This is a genomic window from Geodermatophilus siccatus, assembly GCF_900103785.1.
GTDB classification, from domain to species: Bacteria; Actinomycetota; Actinomycetes; order Mycobacteriales; family Geodermatophilaceae; genus Geodermatophilus; species Geodermatophilus siccatus.
Window position 1 is genome coordinate 24,115 of sequence record NZ_FNHE01000010.1, and the last position, 18,625, is coordinate 42,739.

Annotated in this window: 18 protein-coding genes; 14 read left to right on the forward strand and 4 right to left on the reverse strand. The window is 76.1% G+C overall.

The features are described from left to right. Window positions 1-4: 4 nt before the first annotated feature. From mftA to BLS21_RS17770, 4 genes are read left to right on the forward strand one after another with little or no spacing between them, the layout of a single operon-like run. Complete coding sequence (gene mftA, locus BLS21_RS17755; RefSeq protein ID WP_091221520.1) at window positions 5-130, forward strand: mycofactocin precursor MftA; 126 nt, start codon at window positions 5-7, stop codon at window positions 128-130. Then, window positions 115-501 (forward strand): mycofactocin biosynthesis chaperone MftB, encoded by a 387-nt coding sequence (gene mftB / locus BLS21_RS17760; protein WP_245700527.1) that lies wholly within the window; start codon window positions 115-117, stop codon window positions 499-501. Before mftA ends, mftB begins: the two co-directional genes overlap by 16 nt. After that, on the forward strand, window positions 498-1,739 hold the full coding sequence (mftC, locus tag BLS21_RS17765; RefSeq protein ID WP_091221523.1) for a mycofactocin radical SAM maturase: 1,242 nt from the start codon (window positions 498-500) through the stop codon (window positions 1,737-1,739). Before mftB ends, mftC begins: the two co-directional genes overlap by 4 nt. Further along, a complete protein-coding gene (locus BLS21_RS17770) occupies window positions 1,700-3,562 on the forward strand; it encodes a mycofactocin system FadH/OYE family oxidoreductase 1 (RefSeq protein ID WP_245700529.1) in 1,863 nt (620 codons plus the stop codon). Before mftC ends, BLS21_RS17770 begins: the two co-directional genes overlap by 40 nt. A gap of 173 nt (window positions 3,563-3,735) precedes the next feature. On the opposite strand, the gene BLS21_RS17775 is transcribed toward BLS21_RS17770, so the two are convergent. Then, entirely contained in the window at window positions 3,736-4,215 is a 480-nt protein-coding gene (locus BLS21_RS17775; protein WP_091221525.1) for a pyridoxamine 5'-phosphate oxidase family protein, read from the reverse strand. 206 nt (window positions 4,216-4,421) lie between these two features. Here BLS21_RS17775 and BLS21_RS26350 point away from each other — a divergent pair, with 206 nt between their 5' ends. Next, window positions 4,422-4,805 carry a DUF222 domain-containing protein gene (locus BLS21_RS26350; protein ID WP_342705879.1) on the forward strand — a complete coding sequence of 128 codons (384 nt, stop codon included), beginning with the start codon at window positions 4,422-4,424 and terminating at the stop codon, window positions 4,803-4,805. After that, window positions 4,784-5,671 (forward strand): HNH endonuclease signature motif containing protein, encoded by an 888-nt coding sequence (locus BLS21_RS17780; RefSeq protein WP_342705880.1) that lies wholly within the window; start codon window positions 4,784-4,786, stop codon window positions 5,669-5,671. Before BLS21_RS26350 ends, BLS21_RS17780 begins: the two co-directional genes overlap by 22 nt. Window positions 5,672-5,779: 108 nt before the next feature. Here the strand turns inward: BLS21_RS17780 and BLS21_RS17785 are convergent, their stop codons facing one another. Continuing rightward, entirely contained in the window at window positions 5,780-6,157 is a 378-nt protein-coding gene (locus tag BLS21_RS17785; protein ID WP_091221528.1) for a YchJ family protein, read from the reverse strand. Between the two features lie 25 nt (window positions 6,158-6,182). Continuing rightward, window positions 6,183-6,614 carry an SPOR domain-containing protein gene (locus BLS21_RS17790; RefSeq protein ID WP_139177196.1) on the reverse strand — a complete coding sequence of 144 codons (432 nt, stop codon included), beginning with the start codon at window positions 6,612-6,614 and terminating at the stop codon, window positions 6,183-6,185. Window positions 6,615-6,681: 67 nt separating this feature from the next. On the opposite strand from BLS21_RS17790, the gene BLS21_RS17795 reads away from it, so the two are divergent. The 6 genes from BLS21_RS17795 (at window position 6,682) to BLS21_RS17820 (ending at window position 14,209) form a co-directional block, all read left to right on the forward strand. Beyond that, window positions 6,682-8,607 carry a mycofactocin system FadH/OYE family oxidoreductase 2 gene (locus tag BLS21_RS17795; RefSeq protein WP_091221533.1) on the forward strand — a complete coding sequence of 642 codons (1,926 nt, stop codon included), beginning with the start codon at window positions 6,682-6,684 and terminating at the stop codon, window positions 8,605-8,607. 14 nt (window positions 8,608-8,621) lie between these two features. Beyond that, a complete protein-coding gene (gene mftE, locus BLS21_RS17800; protein ID WP_245700531.1) occupies window positions 8,622-9,335 on the forward strand; it encodes a mycofactocin biosynthesis peptidyl-dipeptidase MftE in 714 nt (237 codons plus the stop codon). A 38-nt stretch (window positions 9,336-9,373) separates the two neighbouring features. Beyond that, complete coding sequence (locus BLS21_RS17805; RefSeq protein WP_091221538.1) at window positions 9,374-9,916, forward strand: cysteine hydrolase family protein; 543 nt, start codon at window positions 9,374-9,376, stop codon at window positions 9,914-9,916. Beyond that, complete coding sequence (mftF, locus tag BLS21_RS17810; protein WP_091221541.1) at window positions 9,913-11,451, forward strand: mycofactocin biosynthesis glycosyltransferase MftF; 1,539 nt, start codon at window positions 9,913-9,915, stop codon at window positions 11,449-11,451. The genes BLS21_RS17805 and mftF overlap by 4 nt, the downstream gene beginning before the upstream one ends. A 5-nt stretch (window positions 11,452-11,456) precedes the next feature. Next, window positions 11,457-12,779, forward strand: coding sequence for a GAF domain-containing protein (locus BLS21_RS17815; RefSeq protein WP_091221942.1), 1,323 nt, complete (start codon window positions 11,457-11,459; stop codon window positions 12,777-12,779). A 200-nt stretch (window positions 12,780-12,979) separates the two neighbouring features. Next, entirely contained in the window at window positions 12,980-14,209 is a 1,230-nt protein-coding gene (locus BLS21_RS17820) for an MFS transporter (protein WP_091221544.1), read from the forward strand. Between the two features lie 70 nt (window positions 14,210-14,279). Here BLS21_RS17820 and BLS21_RS17825 read toward each other — a convergent pair whose 3' ends face one another. Next, the gene (locus BLS21_RS17825; protein ID WP_091221547.1) at window positions 14,280-15,281 is read right to left on the reverse strand and encodes an iron-siderophore ABC transporter substrate-binding protein; all 1,002 of its coding nucleotides are present in this window, start codon (window positions 15,279-15,281) and stop codon (window positions 14,280-14,282) included. Between the two features lie 317 nt (window positions 15,282-15,598). Here BLS21_RS17825 and BLS21_RS17830 point away from each other — a divergent pair, with 317 nt between their 5' ends. Together BLS21_RS17830 and BLS21_RS17835 are read left to right on the forward strand one after the other, a co-directional pair. After that, window positions 15,599-16,129: a (2Fe-2S)-binding protein gene (locus BLS21_RS17830; protein WP_091221549.1), complete on the forward strand. Its 531-nt coding sequence runs from the start codon at window positions 15,599-15,601 to the stop codon at window positions 16,127-16,129. After that, window positions 16,126-18,621: a xanthine dehydrogenase family protein molybdopterin-binding subunit gene (locus BLS21_RS17835; protein ID WP_091221552.1), complete on the forward strand. Its 2,496-nt coding sequence runs from the start codon at window positions 16,126-16,128 to the stop codon at window positions 18,619-18,621. Before BLS21_RS17830 ends, BLS21_RS17835 begins: the two co-directional genes overlap by 4 nt. Window positions 18,622-18,625 lie beyond the last annotated feature (4 nt).

The window sequence follows — 18,625 nt, forward strand, 5'->3', positions numbered from 1 at the left end:
CGCCGTGCCCGAGAACGACGACACGCAGGCCGTGAGCAGCCGGGAGGCGGCCCCCGCGGTCGAGGAGGCCCTGGTCGAGGAGTCCCTCGTCGAGGAGGTCTCGATCGACGGCATGTGCGGGGTGTACTGATCGACACCCCCGTCGCGGCGCCGGCCGAGCAGGTGCGCGAGGCCGGCGCCGCCCTCCTCCCGGGCTCGGTCGCCGCCGCGCCCGCCCCCATCGCTGACTTCGACCCGTCGTTGCCCTGGCGGCGGGCCCGTTCCGTGGCCCTGCGCCCGGAGCCCTTCGGCGCGCTGGTCTACCACTTCGGGAACCGGAAGCTCTCCTTCCTGAAGTCGAAGACGCTGGTCCGGGTCGTGGAGACCCTCGCCGACCACCCCACCGCCTCGGCCACGCTGGCCGCCTGCGAGGTGCCCGAGGCCCAGCGCCCGGCGTACCTGAAGGCGCTGGCGGACCTCGCCCGCTCGCAGATGATCGAACGCCGGGAGCCCTCCGCATGACTGCTGTCCTGCCGTCCCGTCCCGCCGGCGAACGCCCCACCGGCGGGCGCCTGATCGACCAGTTCGAGTACGGGCTGGACGCGCCGATCTGCCTGACCTGGGAGCTCACGTACGCCTGCAACCTGGCGTGCGCGCACTGCCTGTCCTCGTCGGGACGGCGGGACCCGCGTGAGCTGTCCACCGCCGAGGCCGAGGCGGTGATCGACGAGCTGCATCGGATGCAGGTGTTCTACGTCAACGTCGGCGGCGGCGAGCCGACCGTCCGGCCGGACTTCTGGCACCTGCTGGACTACGCCATCGGCCACGACGTCGGCGTCAAGTTCTCCACCAACGGCGTCAAGCTCGACCGGGCCCGCGCCGAGCAGCTGGCCCGCACCGACTACGTCGACGTCCAGATCTCCCTCGACGGCGCGACCGCCGAGGTCAACGACCGGGTCCGCGGCACCGGCTCGTACGCCACCGCCGTCCGCGCGCTGGAGAACCTGGCCGAGGCGGGGATGAAGGACTTCAAGGTCTCCGTCGTCGTCACCCGGGAGAACGTCTCCCAGCTCGACGAGTTCAGGGCGCTCACCGACCGCTACGGCGCCCAGCTGCGCATCACCCGGCTGCGCCCGTCGGGCCGCGGCGCCGACGTCTGGGACGAGCTGCACCCCACGCAGGCCCAGCAGCGCGAGCTCTACTCCTGGCTCCTGGCCAACGGCGAGGAGGTGCTCACCGGCGACTCGTTCTTCCACCTGTCGGCCTACGGCGAGGCCCTGCCCGGCCTGAACCTGTGCGGCGCCGGTCGCGTGGTCTGCCTGATCGACCCGGTGGGCGACGTCTACGCCTGCCCGTTCGCCATCCACGAGCAGTTCCTCGCCGGCAACGTGCGCGACGGGGGCGGCTTCCAGCGGGTCTGGCAGCAGTCGGACCTGTTCCAGGACCTGCGCAGCCCCCAGACCGGTGGCGCCTGCACCAGGTGCGCGCACTTCGACGCCTGCCGGGGCGGCTGCATGGCGGCCAAGTTCTTCACCGGCCTGCCGTTGGACGGACCCGACCCCGAGTGCGTGCAGGGGTACGGCGAGTCGGCCCTGGCCGCCCGCGACGCCGACCTGGTCACGCCGCGCAGCCACCTCGACCACTCGCACAAGGGCCCGGTCCGCGGCCAGCCGACCCTGCTCGGCATGCCGTCGATCCCGAGGGTGGCTCCGGCCAAGATGTGCGACGAGTCGCCGCTGGCCGGGCTCGAGCTGCGCTGACGGGACTGCTCGACCCGCTGGTCCTGGCGGGCCGGACGGCGCCCTCCCGGGTGCTGTTCGGCCCGCACGAGACCAACCTGGGCCGCGGGCGGGCGCTCTCGGAGCGGCACGTCGCCTACTACGCCCGCCGGGCCGCGGGCGGCTGCGGCGTCGTGGTCACCGAGACCGCGTCGGTGCACGGGAGCGACTGGCCCTACGAGCGGGCGCCGCTGGCCGCCGACTGTGGCCCGGGCTGGGCGGACGTCGTCGCCGCCTGCCGCCCGCACGGCGCGCTGGTGCTCGCCTCGCTCGGGCACACCGGCGCGCAGGGCAGCTCCGGGCACGCGCAGACCGCGCTGTGGGCGCCGTCCGCGGTGCCCGACGTCGTCACCCGCGAGGTGCCGGTGGCGATGGAGCAGCCGGAGATCGACGCGCTGGTCGCGGGCTCCGCGGCGGGCGCCCGGATCGCGGTCGGCGCCGGTGTGGACGGCGTGGAGGTCGACGCCGGCCCGCGCTCGCTGCTGCGGCAGTTCGCCTCCGGCCTGACCAACCACCGGGCCGACGGGTACGGCGCCGACCGGCTGCGGCTGCTGCGCGAGGTGCTCGCCGCCGTCCGCGCGGAGCTGGGCCCCGGGCGGGCGCTCGCGCTGCGCCTCTCCTGCGACGAGGAGGCGCCCTGGGCCGGGATCACGCCCGACCTGGCTGTCGGGCACGTCCGTGAGCTCGCGCCGCTGGTCGACCTGCTCGTCGTCGTGCGCGGCAGCGGGCCGGCGCCCTCGGCGTACCGGCCCGACGGGCACACCGCGCCCGGGTTCAACACCGACCTCACCCGCTCCGTGCGGGCGGCCGCCGGCGGGACGCCGGTCGTGCTCCAGGGCTCGGTCGTGGACGTCGCCGCCGCGCAGCGAGCGCTGGACGACGGGGTCGCCGACGCCGTGGAGATGACCCGCGCGCAGATCGCCGACGCCGAGCTGGTGCGCCGGGCGCGGGCCGGCGTCCGGGTGCGGCCCTGCACCCTGTGCAACCAGGCCTGCCAGGTGCGCGACGTCCGCAACCCGCTGGTCAGCTGCGTCGCCGACCCGTCCGACGAGGGCGCCCTCGCCGCCGGCGCCGGCCGGCGGGTGACGGTCGTCGGCGGCGGGCCGGCCGGGCTGGAGGCCGCGCGGGTGCTCGCGTCCGCGGGCGCCGAGGTCCGGCTGGTGGAGCGCACCGGCCGGCTCGGTGGGGCGCTGCGGCTGGTCGCCGCGCTGCCCGGGCGGGCGCGCTTCGCCGACCTCGCCGACTGGCTGGCCGGGGAGGTGGCGCGGCTGGGGGTGCGGGTCGAGCTGGGGACGACCGCGGAGGGCGGGGACGTCGTCGCGACGGGCGCTCACCGGCCCCCGGGTGGGAGCGCCGCCGACGTGCTGGCCGGCGCGGAGCTGCCGCCCGGCCCGGTGGTGGTGCACGACCCGGTCGGCGGGCCGGTCGGCGTGGGGGTGGCCGAGCTGCTCGCCGCGGCGGGCCGCGAGGTCACGCTGGTGACCCCGGACGCGGTGGTCGGCGAGCGGCTCGGCGGCGACCTGGCGCCGGCCGGCGCCCGGCTGGCGCGGGCGGGGGTGCGGCGGGAGACGTCGTCCCGGCTGCGCTCGGCCGGCGGCGGGGTCGCGGTGCTGGCCGACCGCTGGACGGGGGAGGAGCGCACCGTGCCGTGCGCCGTCGTCGTCGACGCGGGCCCCGGCCTGCCGGGCGACGTCCCCCCGGGGGTGCCGGCCGCCGGGGACGTCGTCGCGCCGCGCACCGTGCTCGAGGCGGTGCTCGAGGGGCGGCGCGCGGCGCGGGCGCTGCTCGCCGCGCCGCCGCGCTAGCGGGGCAGCACGACCAGGGCCGCGCGGTCGGACGGCAGCAGGTCGGCCACGGTCAGCGTGGCGAGGAAGGCGAGCAGGACGGCGATGGTGAGCAGCGGGCACCTCCGAGGGGACGCCGTCCACGGTGGCGCGGCCGGCTGGAGGCCCGGTGCGGACCGGCTGGGAGCCGGCTGTCAGAGGTCGACGACCTTCTTCTCACCCGTGTCGGGCTGGTCGCCGGTGACCTTGGCCTTCACGAAGCTGTACGCGGTCGCCAGCCGGTTGCCGGGGCTGTCCCAGTACTCGGCGGAGTCGCCGTCGACCTTGACCAGCACGACCGACGGGTCCTCCGGGCCCTGCGGCAGCCAGGCCTCGACGCCGCTGTTCCACAGCTCCTTCTTCTTGGCGACGTCGGCGACGACGACGGCCTCACCGGTGAGGGAGACCCAGGTGCCGCCCGAGCCCACGCCGACGTTGACCTGCGGCGAGCGCGAGATGTGGGTCAGCCACTCGGCGCTCTGCTCGGCGAAGAACCACAGGTCGCCGTCGAACTCCACCTCCTGCAGCGCCATGGGACGGCTGGTCAGCTTGCCCTCGGGCGTGGTGGTGGTGAGGAAGCCGAACTTCTGCCCCTTGATCAGCTCGGCGACCTTGCGGGTGTCCTCGGCGCTCATGGGGGTCCTCTCGGAGTGCGCGATCAGGTGTCGCCCGACTCCTGCCCACGGCCGTCGGCGCTGACACACGCCCGCCACGCCGCCGACGACGTGTCAGCGGACAGCGCGAGCCTCGGCTGTCAAGGCGCGTGTCGTATCTGTGGACGAGCTATTGACCTGCGGATTCATCGTGAGGCCGCGTCCTCGGCGCGCTAGGATTCGAACGCGTGATCGATCCGGCGGGAGGTGTCGTGGACGAGCTGTTCGCCTCCCTCGACGCCTTGGCCGCCGAGGACCTGGCACCGTTGTTCGGCCCGGCGCTGCTGGAGCGGCTGCGGCCGCTGTTGGTGGCGCAGAACCGGCTCGCCGCCGAGGTCGCCCGCACGGTGCGCGCGTGTGAGGTGTCAGGTGCCGCGGAGGTCGACGGGCTCAAGACCATGGGCCCCTGGCTGCGCGGGCACGGGCACCTGTCGGCCGCGGAGGCGGCGCGGGTGGTGCGCCCCGGCCGCGCGCTGGCGCACCTGCCGGCGATGGCCGCCGCCTTCGCCGCCGGGCAGGTGACCGGTGAGCAGGTGGCGGCCATCGCCGGGTGGCCGAGCCCGAGCCCCTGACCCGGGCGGCGGCGCAGGAGGTGGAGCTGGCCGTGGTCGACGCGCTGCTGACCGGCGTGGCGGTTGCGGCTCCGTGTGCCGACGTGGCGAAGGCGGTGGCCCACTACCTGGACCGGCTCGATACTGACGGCCCGGAGCCCGATCCGACTGAGGGCCGCCGGCTCGTCATCGCGAAGCACGCGGACAGGTCGGTCAGCGGCCGCTTCGACCTCGACACCGTGGGCGGGGAGAGGCTGCAGGCGGCGCTGGAGTCCCTCGTCCAGGCCGGCCGCTGTGCCGCCGATGAGCGCACACGAGCGCAGCGGCTGGCCGACGCGCTGGTGCAGCTGTGCGACAACCAGCTGGCCGCCGGCACCCTGCCGACGCTGCGCGGGCACAAGCCGCAGGTCATCGTGACGCTCGGCATCGAGGACCTGGTCGACCCGGCCACCGGCCGCGGCGCGGCCAAGACCGGCTTTGGGGCGGCCATCTCCGCGGCGCGGGCCCGCTGGCTGGCCTGCGACGGGCAGGTCACTCGGATCGTGCTGGGCCCGGACGGGGTGCCGCTGGAGCACGGCCGCACGGTGCGGCTGTTCCCCGCCCACGTGCGCCGCGCCGCGGAGCTGCGCGACGGCGGCTGCGTGTTCGCCGGCTGTTCGGCGCCGACCTGGTGGTGCGACGTCCACCATGTGCTGGCCTGGGTCGACGGCGGAGCGACCGACCTGGCCAACGCCGCGCTGCTGTGCGAGCGGCACCACACCAAGGTCCACCACGGCTCCCGGGTCGAGCGACGACCCGACGGGCGATGGCGCACCTGGCGACCCGACGGCACCGAGATCCGCACCGGCCCGGGCCGCACCGGGCCACCCCTGGCCAGCGCCGCCTGACCCCGCACCCACGACCACACCCCGGCCGGCAGCCGACCGACGCCCACCCCCGGGCACGGTCCGCTGCCGGCTGCCGGCTGCCGGCGCGCGGGAGGGCTCCCGAGGACCTCACCGTCCGTCGAGGTAGCGCCAGGCACCGTCCTCACGGAGGAAGCGGCTGACCTCGTGCTGGCTGCCCGTCTCGCCCTCGTGCCGGTACCAGGCCCGGAACTCCACCGTGCCCTCCGCGGCGAGCAACCCGCCGTCGCTGGTGGCGAGCACGTCGAGGCCGGTCCAGCGCACGGTCGGGTCGAGCTCCAGCGACGGCGGGCGCGTCGAGGGGTGCCAGGTGGCGAGCAGGTATGCCGGGTCGCCCACGGCGAAGGCGCTGTACCGCGAGCGCATCAGCTGCTCGGCGGTCGCCGCCGTCGCGGTGCCGTCGTGCAGCCGGCCGCAGCACTCGGCGTAGGGCAGGCCGGTCCCGCAGGGGCAGCGTCGAGGGGCCATGCCCGCGAGTCTCCGCCGGCCGCGCTCAGCACTCGACCCCGTCCTCGGTGGTGCCCACGTGCAGGCAGTCGAGGGCGGCGGCGAACTCACTGCGCTGCGCTCTCGTCAGCGCCCCCGGCTCGAACCGGACGACGATCCAGCCGGACAGGTAGGCCTCCCCGGCGAAGCGGCGGGCCACGGCGATGGCGTCGTCCCGGTCCGCGAACCGGTACATCGTGAGCGTGTCCGACCGGACCGCCTGCCGGCACGGGAGGTCGCCGCCGCACAGCTCGTCCGTCGCCCACCGGGCGTTCGGCATGGCGGTCCGCGCCCAGCTGTCCCCGGGCTCCACCCAGGCGCCGAGGTCGATGTCCCGACGGGGGTCGCTGGTCACGACGAACGCGGCCGCCGCGACCAGCGCGGCGACCACGACCCCAGCGACTCCCCACACGGTCCGCCGGACCCCCCGCGTCGCCATCGGCACATCATGACCGCGCCGGACGTGTTCCCCTGCTGTGCGCCGGCCGACCGCGGAGGGAGACCACGTGCGACACCTGTCTGCGCCGCTGCGGGTCGGGCCGGTGACGCTGCCCAACCGGCTGGTCTTCCCGGCCCACCTGACGAACTACGCCGTCGACGGCCGGTTCACCGAGCGGCACGCCGCCTACTACGCGGCCCGCGCGGCCGGCGGGGCCGGGCTGGTCGTCACCGAGGAGCTCTCGACCGACCCCGCCGACCGGCCCTACGAGAAGCTCGTCCACGGCTGCGACCCCGACGCCCTGCCCGGCATGCGGCTCGTCGCCGACGCCGTCCACGCGCACGGCGTGCCGGTGTTCGCCCAGCTCAACCACAACGGCGGGCAGTCGGACTCGCTGCACACCCGCACGCCGGTCCTCGCGCCGTCCCCGGTGCCCGACCCGCTGTTCCGCGAGGTCCCGCGCGAGGCGAGCACCGCCGACCTGGCCCGGCTGGTCGCCGGCTACGCCGACGTCGCCGCCCGCTGTGCCGCCGCCGGGTTCGACGGCGTCGAGGTCCAGGCCTCGCAGTCCTCGCTGGTCCGGCAGTTCCTCTCCCGCGCCACCAACCTGCGCACCGACCGCTACGGCGGCCCGCTCGAGTCCCGCGCCCGCTTCCTCGTCGAGGTGCTCACCGCCGTCCGGGAGGCGCTGGGGCCCGGCCGCGCGCTCGGCGTCCGGCTGGCCGACGAGGAGGGCCGCGACGGCGGGACGACGCTCGCCGAGGCGGTGGCCACCGCGAGGCTGCTCGTCGAGCGCGGGCTCGTCGACTCCGTCAGCACCACCGTGGGCGTCGCGACGGCGACCCTCGACCGCGTCGTCCCGCCGATGACCACCCCGCCCGGCTACGCCCGCTACCTCTCCGCGGCGATCCGGGCCGCCGTCGACGTCCCGGTGATCGGCGTCGGCCGCTTCCTCACCCCCGCGCAGGCCGAGCGCGCGCTGGCGATGAGCGACTGCGACCTGGTCGGCGCCGTCCGCGCGCAGATCGCCGACCCCGAGTTCGCCGCCAAGGCGCTGACCGGGCGCGACGGCGAGGTCCGCCGCTGCCTGGGCTGCAACCAGGAGTGCGTCGGCCGCGTGGGCCTGAACCGGCCGCTGGGCTGCGTGACCAACCCGCGCGCCGGCCGCGAGGCGCCGCTGCCGGCACCGGAGCGCCGCCGCCGGGTGCTCGTCGTCGGCGGCGGACCGGCAGGGCTCCGCGCCGCCGCCACCGCCGCCGCCCGCGGCCACGCGGTCACCGTCTGGGAGCAGGCGACCGACACCGGCGGCGCGATCCGGGTCGCGGCGTCCGCCCCGGGCCGCGAGGGGCTGCGCCCGCTGGTCGACGACCTCGCCGCCGAGTGCGCCCGGACGGGGGTGGCGGTGCGCACCGGCGTGCGCGCCACCGTCGAGGCGGTGCGGGCGGAGGCGCCGGACGTCGTCGTCCTCGCCACCGGCGCCCGCCCGCTGCGGCCGGACTGGGCGGGGGACGGCGACCGGGTGGTCGACGTCCGGGACGTGCTCACCGGCGCGGCCGACCCGGCCGGCGCCGTCCTGGTGGTCGACGACCTCGGCGCCGCCGCGGCGACCTCGGTCGCCGAGCTGCTCGCCGCGCGCGGCTGCACGGTCGAGGTGGTGACGGCGGCGCTGGTCGTCGGCCAGGACCTCGGCCTCACCCTCGACCGGCCCGGGTGGGAGCGGCGGGCCGCGGCTCTCGGCATCCGGCGGACGACGGAGCGGCTGGTCACCGCCGTCGACGGCCGCGCCGTGCGGCTGCTGCACCACCCGACCGGCGCGGTCGAGGAGCGCACCGTCGACTGGCTGGTCGTCGCCACCGCGCCGCGGGCGGACGACGGGCTGTGGCACGCGCTGCGCGACAGCGGCCTGGAGGTGCACCGGGTCGGCGACTGCCTCGCCCCGCGCAGGGCCGGCGCGGCCACCCTGGACGGGGACCGGGTGGGCCGGGCGGTCTGACTACCGTGGCACCGGTGACCGACGCCGTCCCGAGAACGAGGCTCGCCGGCGCCACCTGGCCCGACCTGCCCGAGCGCCCGCTGCTGCTGGTGCCGCTCGGCGCCGTCGAGCAGCACGGCCACCACCTGCCGCTGGCCACCGACACCACGGTCGCCTGCGCGGTCGCCGAGGCCGCCGTCGACGACCTGGACGGCGCCCTGCTCGCCCCCGCACTGGCCTACGGCGCCAGCGGCGAGCACGAGGACTTCCCCGGCACCGTCTCGATCGGCACCGAGGCGCTGACCGGGCTGCTCGTCGAGTACGGCCGCTCGGCGTGCCGCTGGGTCGGGCGGCTGGTGCTGGTCAACGGCCACGGCGGCAACCTCGACGCGCTGCGCACGGCCGGCGCGCAGCTGCGGGCCGAGGGCCGCGAGGTCGCCTGGTTCCCGTGCGGCGCTGCCGGCGCCGACGCGCACGCCGGGCGCACCGAGACCTCACTGATGTTGCACGTGGAACCAGAGGAGGTCCGCGAGGACCGGGCGGTGGCGGGGGAGACCGCACCGATCGACGAGCTGCTGCCCCGGCTGCGCGCCGAGGGGGTGCGCGCGGTCAGCCCGACCGGGGTGCTCGGCGACCCCGCCGGGGCGTCGGCGGAGGAGGGCGCGGAGCTGCTCGCCGGGATGGCCGGGCGGCTGACCGCCGCCGTCCGGGCGTGGGACGTCGACCCCGCCGGCCGGCTGCGCGGCTGACGGAACCGCGCCGACCACCCCGGGCTATCGTCCGACGCATGGGGTCCCCGTCCGGTTGGCTGGTCGTCGTCGACTACCAGGAGGTCTTCCGCGATCCGACCTCCCCGTGGACGACGCCGCGCTTCGACGAGATCCGGCCGCGCCTCCGCTCGCTGGTCGAGGCCTTCGGCGACCGCGTCGTCTTCACCCGCTTCGTCGTCCCGGACGAGCCGACCGGTGCGTGGGCCGACTACTACGCCAAGTACGACTACTTCACGCAGGACCACGCCATCCCGCTGTTCCAGCTCTCCGAGGACCCGGGCGACCGCCCCGTCGTCGACGCGCCGACCTTCGGCAAGTGGGTCCCCGCCGTCGCCGAGCTGGTCGGCGACGGCCCGGTCGTCGTCGCCGGGGTGGCCACCGACTGCTGCGTGCTCTCCACCGTGCTGCCCGCGGCGGACGCCGGTGTGCTGGTCCGGGTGGTCTCCGACGCCTGCGCCGGCGCGGACGACGAGGCGCACGACGACACCATGCGGATCCTCGGCTGCTACGCCCCGCTGGTCGAGGTCACCACGACCGCCGAGGTCCTGGCCGGGGCATGAGCGGGGGGCTCGCGGTCGCCGCACCCCCGCCCGACCGGCTCCCCGACGGCACCGCCGTCCGCCTCGATGCCCGCGTCCGCTCCCGGGACGGGGGGACGACGCTGCTCGGCGGCTCCCCGCTGCGGCTGCTGCGCCTGCACCCCCGCGCCCGTGACCTGCTGCGCACCGACCGGCTCGTCGTCCGGGACGCGACCACCGCCGCCCTCGCCGCCCGGCTGCTCGACGCCGGTCTCGCCCACCCCGAGCCGGACGGCGACCCGGTGGGGGAGCTGACCGTCGTCGTCCCGGTCAAGGACCGCCCGGCCGAGCTGGCACGGCTGCTCACCGCGCTGCGCGCCGACCCCGACACCGCCGCCGTCCCGGTGCTCGTGGTGGACGACGGCTCCGCCGACCCGGCCGCGGTGACCGCCGTGGCCGGCCGGCACGGCGCCCGGGTGCTGCGGCACGCCACCGCCCGCGGCCCGGCCGCCGCCCGCAACGCCGGCCTGCGCGCGGCGAGCACCCCGCTCGTGGCGTTCCTCGACTCCGACTGCGTGCCGCTGGCGGGCTGGTCCGGGCCGCTGGTGCGGCTTCCCGCCGACCCGCGGCTGGCGCTGGTGGCGCCCCGGATCACCGCGCTCCCGTCGGACGGCGGCGGCTGGGTGGCGCCGTACGAGGCCACGGTCAGCGCGCTGGACATGGGGCCCGACCCGGCGCCGGTCGCCCCGGGGACGGCGGTGTCCTACCTGCCCAGCGCCGCGATGGTGGCCCGCCGGGACGCCCTCGGCGACGGCTTCGACGAGTCGATGCGGGTCGCCGAGGACGTCGACCTGGTGTGGCGGCTGGTCGCGGCCGGCTGGCGGGTGCGCTACGAGCCGTCGGCCGCCGTCGCCCACGAGCACCGGGCGGCGACCGGGGAGTGGCTGCGCCGCCGCGCCTTCTACGGCACCGGCGCCGCGCTGCTGGCCGCGCGGCACGGGGCCGCCGTCGCTCCCGTCGTGCTCTCGCCGTGGTCGGCGGCGGCCTGGGCGCTGGCGCTGACCGGACGCCGCTCCGGCGCGCTGGGCTGCGCCGCGGTGCTGGCCGTCGCCACCGCCCGCCTGGCGCCCCGGCTGGCCCGGCCCGGGCAGCGCGCACCGGTCGGGCTGGCGGCGGTGCTCGTCGTGCGGGGCAGCGCCGCGGCGGGCAGGACGCTGGCGCGCAGCGTCACCCGCCACCACTGGCCGCTGGCCCTGGTCGCGGCTGCGGTCTCCCGCCGGGCCCGCCGTCTCGCCGCGGCGGCCGCCGTCGCCGACGCCGTCCTCGCCTGGTGGCCGCACCGGCGCCGGGTCGGTCTGCTGCGCTTCGCCGCCGGCCGGCGCCTCGAGGACCTCGCCTACGGCGCCGGTCTGTGGGCCGGCGCGCTGCGGGCGGGGGACCCGCGGGCGCTGCTGCCCGCCCGGCCTGCACCGATACCTCCTCCGAACCGGTTGGGCACCACCGGTTCCCTGGTGGAATCGCGTGGGAGCGGTCACGATGGGCGGACGATGGACCCGAGCCCGCGGACGACGCCGTGACGACGATGAACCCGTGGGTCGCGCTGCCCGACGGCCGGCCCGACCCCGCGCACACCCGGCGGCTGCGCGCCGCGCACGAGGCACTCGTCACCAGCTCCGGCCCCGCCGCGCCGGACCTGGTGCGCGCCGTCGTCTGGGACTCCTGGCAGCGCAGTCTCGCCGGCGGCGTCGACCCCGACGGCGCCGCCCCGCCGGTCGACCTGCTCGACGACGAGCTGCTGGCCTACCGCGCCGCCCACCCGCTGGCGCCGGCGCTGCCGGTGATCCGTAGGCTGCTGGTCGAGGACGCCGAGGCCGACCGGATGATCGTCGCGGTCACCGACGCCGACGGCCGGATGCTGTGGGTCGAGGGCGACCGGCAGCTGCGGGCACGCGCCGAGGCGATGCACTTCGTCGAGGGCGCCCGGTGGTCCGAGGACGTCGCCGGCACCAACGCCCCCGGCACCGCGCTGGCCCTCGACCACGCCGTCCAGATCTACGGCAGCGAGCACTACCGCCGCCCGGTGCAGCCGTGGAGCTGCTCGGCCGCGCCGGTGCACCACCCGGTCACCGGTGTGCTGCTGGGCGCCATCGACGTCACCGGCGGCGACCACGTGGCCAGCCCGCAGGTGCTCACCCTCGTCCGTGCCACGGTCGCCGCCGTCGAGGCCGAGCTGCGCTGGCTGCACCGCGAGGACGCCGCCCGGCCGGCGGCCCCGGCGCCCCGCCCGGCCGCCCGCCCCGTCCCGCGGCTGGAGGTGCTCGGCCGCGAGCGCGCCCGGCTGCAGCTGCCGTCGGGCCCCGCTGAGCTCTCGCTGCGCCACTCCGAGCTGCTGCTCCTGCTCGCCGAGGCGGCGGCCGGCGGCGGTGGGCGCACGGCCGAGCAGCTGGCCGCGGAGTGCCACGCCGGCGACGCGGCCGCCGTGACCGTCCGGGCCGAGCTGTCCCGGCTGCGCCGGCTGGTCGGCGCCCACCTGCTCGGCTCCCGCCCCTACCGGCTGACCGGCCCGCTGGAGACCGACCTGGACCAGGTGCGCCGGCTGCTCGCGCGCGGCGCCGTCGGCCCGGCGCTCGAGCGGTACCCGGGCGCCGTGCTGCCCCGCTCGTCGGCGCCCGGTGTGGTCGCCGCCCGCGACCGGCTGTCCGCGGCGCTGCGGCAGGCCGTGCTCGCCGCCCGCCGTCCCGAGCTGCTGCTGCGCTACACGCGGCTGCCCGAGGCCCAGCACGACGCCGCGGTGTGGCAGGCCTGCCTGGAGACCCTGCCGCCCGGCGCCCCGAGCCGCCCGGCCGTCGCCGCGCACCTGCACCGGCTGCGCCGGGTCCCGCGCGGCCCGCTGCGCCTGCACTGAACGAGGACCCCCTGCCCCACCGCTCGCAGGCTCACGGCGAGAGGTGACCCGACGTCCCGTGCACCGATGGTGGTCTCCGGCCCCCCGGACACCACCATCAGTGCACACCCCGCGGACGAGCCGCGGGGTCGGGGCCGCGACGGGACCTGCCGGTGGGCCGGCGGGAATGCGGCCGCGGTGGGCCGCCTTGCCTCTTCCACGTGACTGCAGCGCCCGACGTCCCCCAGCTCAGCACCCGGTGGGTCGTCGCCGCGGTCGTCGCCCTCGCGCTGGGCGGCTTCGCCATCGGCACGACCGAGTTCGTGACCATGGGCGTGCTGCCGGAGATCGCAGAGGGCGTCGGGGTCGACATCCCCACCGCCGGCCACGTCATCTCCGCCTACGCGCTCGGCGTGGTCGTGGGCGCCCCGGTCATCGCCGCGCTCGGCGCCCGGCTGCCGCGGCGGGGACTGCTGGTCGGCCTCGTGGTCGCGTTCCTCCTCGGCAACCTCGGCAGCGCGCTGGCCGTCGGGCCCTCCTCGCTGCTGCTCGCCCGCTTCCTCAGCGGGCTGCCGCACGGCGCGTACTTCGGGGTGGCCTCGCTCGTGGCCGCCTCGCTGGTGCGGGCCGAGCTGCGGGGCCGGGCGGTCAGCTCGGTCATGCTCGGCCTGGCGGTGGCCAACCTGGCCGGGGTCCCGGCGGCGACCTGGCTCGGGCAGACGCTGGGCTGGCGCGCGGCCTACTGGGCGGTCGTCGTCCTCGCCGTCGCCACCGTGCTGGCCGTTCTGGCGTTCGTGCCGTCCGCGCCCGGCCGGAGCGAGGTCACGATCGCCACCGAGCTCACCGCGCTGCGGCGTCCGCAGGTGCTGCTGACCCTGCTGGTCGGCACGGTCGGCTTCGGCGGCATGTTCGCCGTCTACAGCTACGTCTCGCCGCTCAGCACGGAGGAGGCCGGCCTGCCGCGCGGGGCGGTGCCGTGGGTGCTGCTGGTCTTCGGCGTCGGCGGCGTCCTGGGGACGGCGCTCGGCGGCCGGCTCGCCGACCTCGCGCTGTTCCGCTCGCTGGTCGGGGCGATGGGCACCATGGGCCTGCTGCTGGCGCTGGTGGCGCTCGTCGCCGGCTGGGCGCCGGCGCTGCTGGTCATCCTCTTCCTGCTCTCGGCGACCGCCTCGGTGCTGGTGGTGACCCTGCAGCTGCGGCTGATGGAGGTCGCCGGCGAGGCGCAGATGCTGGGCGCCGCGCTCAACCACTCGGCGCTCAACGCCGCCAACGCCCTCGGCGCCTGGCTGGGGGGCGTGGTCATCGCGGCCGGCCTGGGCTGGACCGCGCCGGCCGCCGTCGGCGCCGCGCTGGCCGCGGTCGGGCTCGTCGCGCTGACCGCCTCGGCGCTGCTGCGCCGTCGTGAGCAGCGGACCGGGCCGGTGCGGACGGCGCCCGCACCGGCCCGGTGACGCTCGGGGGCGGCCCCTCTGCGGGGGCCCGCCGCGAGCCTCCGAGCGGTGGGGGCAGGGGGTCCTCCTGCTAACCGAGGGTGTCGGCGAACAGCGGGACGGCGTTCTCCAGCGCGTACCGGGTGCCCAGCGCCGAGCCGCTGGAGAAGGCGTTGACCAGCGTCTGGTCCTCCAGCACCAGGGCGTTGCCCTGCTGCACCGAGGGCAGCGACTGCCACAGCGGGTTGCCGGTGATCTGCGACGCGTCGACGAAGATCGGGAAGACCACGGTGAGGGGCGCGTCGAGCAGCGGGACCTGCTCCTCGCTGATCGAGACGAAGAAGTTCTCCCCGGCCAGGTCCTGGACGGCCGCCTTGTTCGTGAAGCCCAGCGCCTCCATGAAGTCGACGCGGGTGTCGCCGCGGACGTAGGCGCCGAAGCCCTCGGAGGTGTAGGCGCCGACGGCGACCTCGGTACCGTCGAACTCCGGGTGGGCCGCCGCGGCCGCGGTGAACTGCTGCTCGACCTCGACCTGCAGCTCGTCGGCCTGCTCCTCCCGGCCCAGCGCATGGCCGACCAGGTCCAGCTGCTGCTGCCAGGTGGTCTGGTACGGGCCGACCCCCTCGGGCTGGCCGACGGTCGGCGCGATGGAGCTGAGCGCGTCGTAGCGCTCCTGCGTGGCGGGGGAGCGGGTGTCCAGGATGAGGTCGGGCTGCAGCGCGGCGACCGCCTCGAGGCTCGGCTCGAGCGTCTCGATGATCTCCGGTGCCTCGTCGTAGCGCCCCTCGGCCCACGGGCCGACGCCCTCGCCGCCGAAGGCCAGCCAGTCGCTGGCGCCCACCGGCTGGACGCCCAGCGCCAGCGCGGTCTCGGCGTCCGACCAGCCGAGGGCCACGACCCGCTCAGGCTCCTCCGGGACCTCGACGTCGCCGAAGGCCGTCTCGACGGAGACCGGGAAGGCGCCGCCGGAGCCCGAGGGGCTGCTGGACGCGGCGGTCCCCCCGGAGGACCCTGCGTCGCCGGAGCCGCAACCGGCGACGAGGACGGTGGTGGCGAGCAGGGTGGCGCCGCGCAGGAACGGGCGAACGGACATGAGCTTCCCTTCGAGTAGGTGAGGCTCACCTAACTACGTCGTCCTGGAGCCGCTCCAGCCGGGTCCGCGCACCGGTGCCCACCGGAGTCGCTGCAACGCCCCTGCAACGTTGGCCGCACGCCGCAGAAACGGAGATGCGTCCGCGGATCCGCCGCACAAGCGGAGGATCACGACCCTCCAGTCCGCTGGTGCGGTGTTCCCTGCGCGCGACGTCCTCAGGTAAGCGTGGCCTAAGTCACGTGCTCCTCGACACACTCGCCGCAGGTGGGGCTGTTGCCCGGCACCACGCGTGACCCCTGCAGAGGAGCGGAGGAACGGTGACCCAGATCAACGTGCGGGTGGACGGGGTGACGTACACCGACGACGTCGAACCCCGGACGCTGCTGGTGCACTACCTGAGGGAGCAGCTGGGGAAGGTCGGCACCGTCATCGGGTGCGACACCAGCAACTGCGGCGCGTGCACCGTCCACCTGGACGGCGCGGCCGTGAAGTCCTGCACCGTGCTGGCCGTCCAGGCCGACGGCGGTGAGGTGACGACCATCGAGGGGCTGGCGCCGAACGGCGGCCTGCACCCGGTGCAGAAGGCGTTCCACGAGATGCACGGCCTGCAGTGCGGGTACTGCACACCGGGGATGATCATGGCCTCGGTCGACCTGCTCAAGGAGAACCCGGACCCGAGCGACACCGAGGTCCGCGAGGGCATCGAGGGCAACCTCTGCCGCTGCACCGGTTACCAGAACATCGTCCGCGCGGTGCAGCAGGCCGCCGGCGAGATGCGCGGCGCCGGCTCCGTCTCCCCGGCCGAGGTCGACACCGCGGCCGCTCCGCACGTGGTGGGCCAGGCATGACCGCCGTCGAGGACCGGGCCACCGCCGAGGCGCCGGAGCGCGAGGTCGGCAAGGCCCGCCGCCGCAAGGAGGACGCCCGGCTGATCACCGGCCGGACCACCTGGACCGACAACACGGTGCTGCCCGGCATGCTGCACCTGGCCGTCGTCCGCAGCCCCGTGGCGCACGCGAAGATCAGCTCGATCGACGTCAGTGCCGCCCAGGAGGCCCCGGGCGTCATCGCCGTCCTCACCGGGCGGGACGTGGCCGACGAGCAGGGCTCGATCCCGTGCGCCTGGCCGGTCACCCCCGACATGGTCAACCCCGGCCACCCGTCGATCGCCGTGGACGAGGTCAACCACGTCGGCGAGGCCGTCGCGGTCATCGTGGCGCGCAGCAAGGCCGCCGCGCAGGACGCCGTCGAGCTGGTGGACGTCGACTACGACCTGCTGCCCGCGGTGCTGGACATGGAGGAGGCGGTCGCCGAGGGCGCCCAGCTGACCCACGACCACCTCGAGTCCAACCGCAGCTTCCACTTCGTCTTCGAGTCCGGGGACGCCGGCACCGGCCAGCACACCGACGAGGCGTTCCGCGACGCCGAGGTCGTGGTCAGCCGCCGGTTCGTGCAGCAGCGGCTGATCCCGGCGTTCATGGAGCCCCGCTCGGTCGTCGTCCAGCCGCAGGGCGACAACTACACGATGTGGTCCTCGACCCAGGTGCCGCACATCCTGCGGATCATGCTGGCGATGGTCACCGGGGTGCCCGAGCACAAGCTGCGGGTGGTCGCCCCCGACGTCGGCGGCGGCTTCGGCGGCAAGCTGCAGGTCACCCCCGAGGAGGTCATCAGCCTGCTCGTGGCCCGCCGGCTCGGGAAGCCGGTCAAGTGGACCGAGACCCGCAGCGAGTCGCTGATGACGGCCCACCACGGCCGTGACCAGATCCAGTACATCGACATCGCCGCCGACCGCGAGGGCAACGTCAAGGGCCTGCGCTGCCGGATCCTCGCCGACATGGGCGCCTACCTGCGCCTGGTCAGCCCGGGCGTCCCGGTGCTGGGTGCGTTCATGTTCAACGGCATCTACAAGTTCCCGGCCTACCGCTTCGAGTGCGACGGCATCTTCACCAACAAGACGCCCACCGACGCCTACCGCGGCGCCGGGCGCCCCGAGGCGACCTTCGCCATCGAGCGGATCATGGACGAGCTCGCCGTCGAGCTCGGCATGGACCCGCTGGAGCTGCGCCGCAGGAACTGGATCCGGGCCGAGGAGTTCCCGTTCACCTCGGTGGCCGGGATGACCTACGACAGCGGCGACTACGAGACCGCGACCCAGAAGGCGCTGGAGCTGCTCGGCTACGACGAGCTGCGCGCGGAGCAGCGCCGCCGACGGGAGTCGAACGACCCGGTGCAGCTCGGCATCGGCGTCTCCACCTTCACCGAGATGTGCGGTCTGGCGCCCTCCCGGGTGCTCGGCTCGCTGTCCTACGGCGCCGGCGGTTGGGAGCACGCCTCCATCCGGATGCTCCCGACCGGCAAGGTCGAGGTGGTCAGCGGGGCGACCCCGCACGGCCAGGGTCACGAGACCGCGTGGAGCCAGCTGGTCGCCGACCGGCTCGGGGTGCCGTTCGAGGACATCGAGGTGCTGCACGGCGACACCTCGATCTCGCCGCGCGGGCTGGACACCTACGGGTCCCGGTCGCTCGTGGTCGGCGGGGCCGCGGTCGTCAACGCGGCCGAGAAGGTCGTGGCGAAGGCCCGCAGGGTCGCCGCGCACCTGCTCGAGGCGAGCGAGGACGACCTCGACTTCTCCGGCGGGAAGTTCTCCGTCCGCGGCACCCCGGGCGCGGAGGTCTCCATCCAGGAGATCGCGCTGGCCACGTTCGCGGCGCACAACTTCCCCGAGGGCGTGGAGCCCTCGATCGACGCGGACGCGACCTTCGACCCGGAGAACTTCTCCTTCCCGCACGGCACGCACCTCTGCGCCATGGAGGTCGACACCGAGACCGGCATGGTGAAGATCCGCAAGTACGCCTGCGTGGACGACGTCGGCACGATCGTCAACCCGCTCATCGTCGAGGGGCAGATCCACGGCGGGCTGGCGCAGGGCATCGCGCAGGCGCTGTTCGAGGAGGCCGTGTACGACGCCGACGGCAACCTCACCACCGGCACCTTCGTCGACTACCTGGTGCCCTCGGCGGCCGACCTGCCGCACTTCGACACCGGCAACACGGTGCACGAGGCCCCGGGCAACCCGATCGGCGCGAAGGGGGTCGGCGAGGCCGGCACCATCGCGAGCACGCCGGCCGTGGTCAACGCCGCGCTGGACGCCGTCCGGCACCTCGGGGTGCGCGACATCCGGATGCCGCTGACCCCCGAACGGGTCTGGCGGGCCATCCACGGCGGTGGGGACGGCGGCGACCGCGCCACCGCCGGCACCAACGCGTACGGCGGGGCGCAGACCGAGACCACCGCCGGCGTCTCCACCCCCCAGTCCGCGCTCGGAGGTGACCGGTGATCCC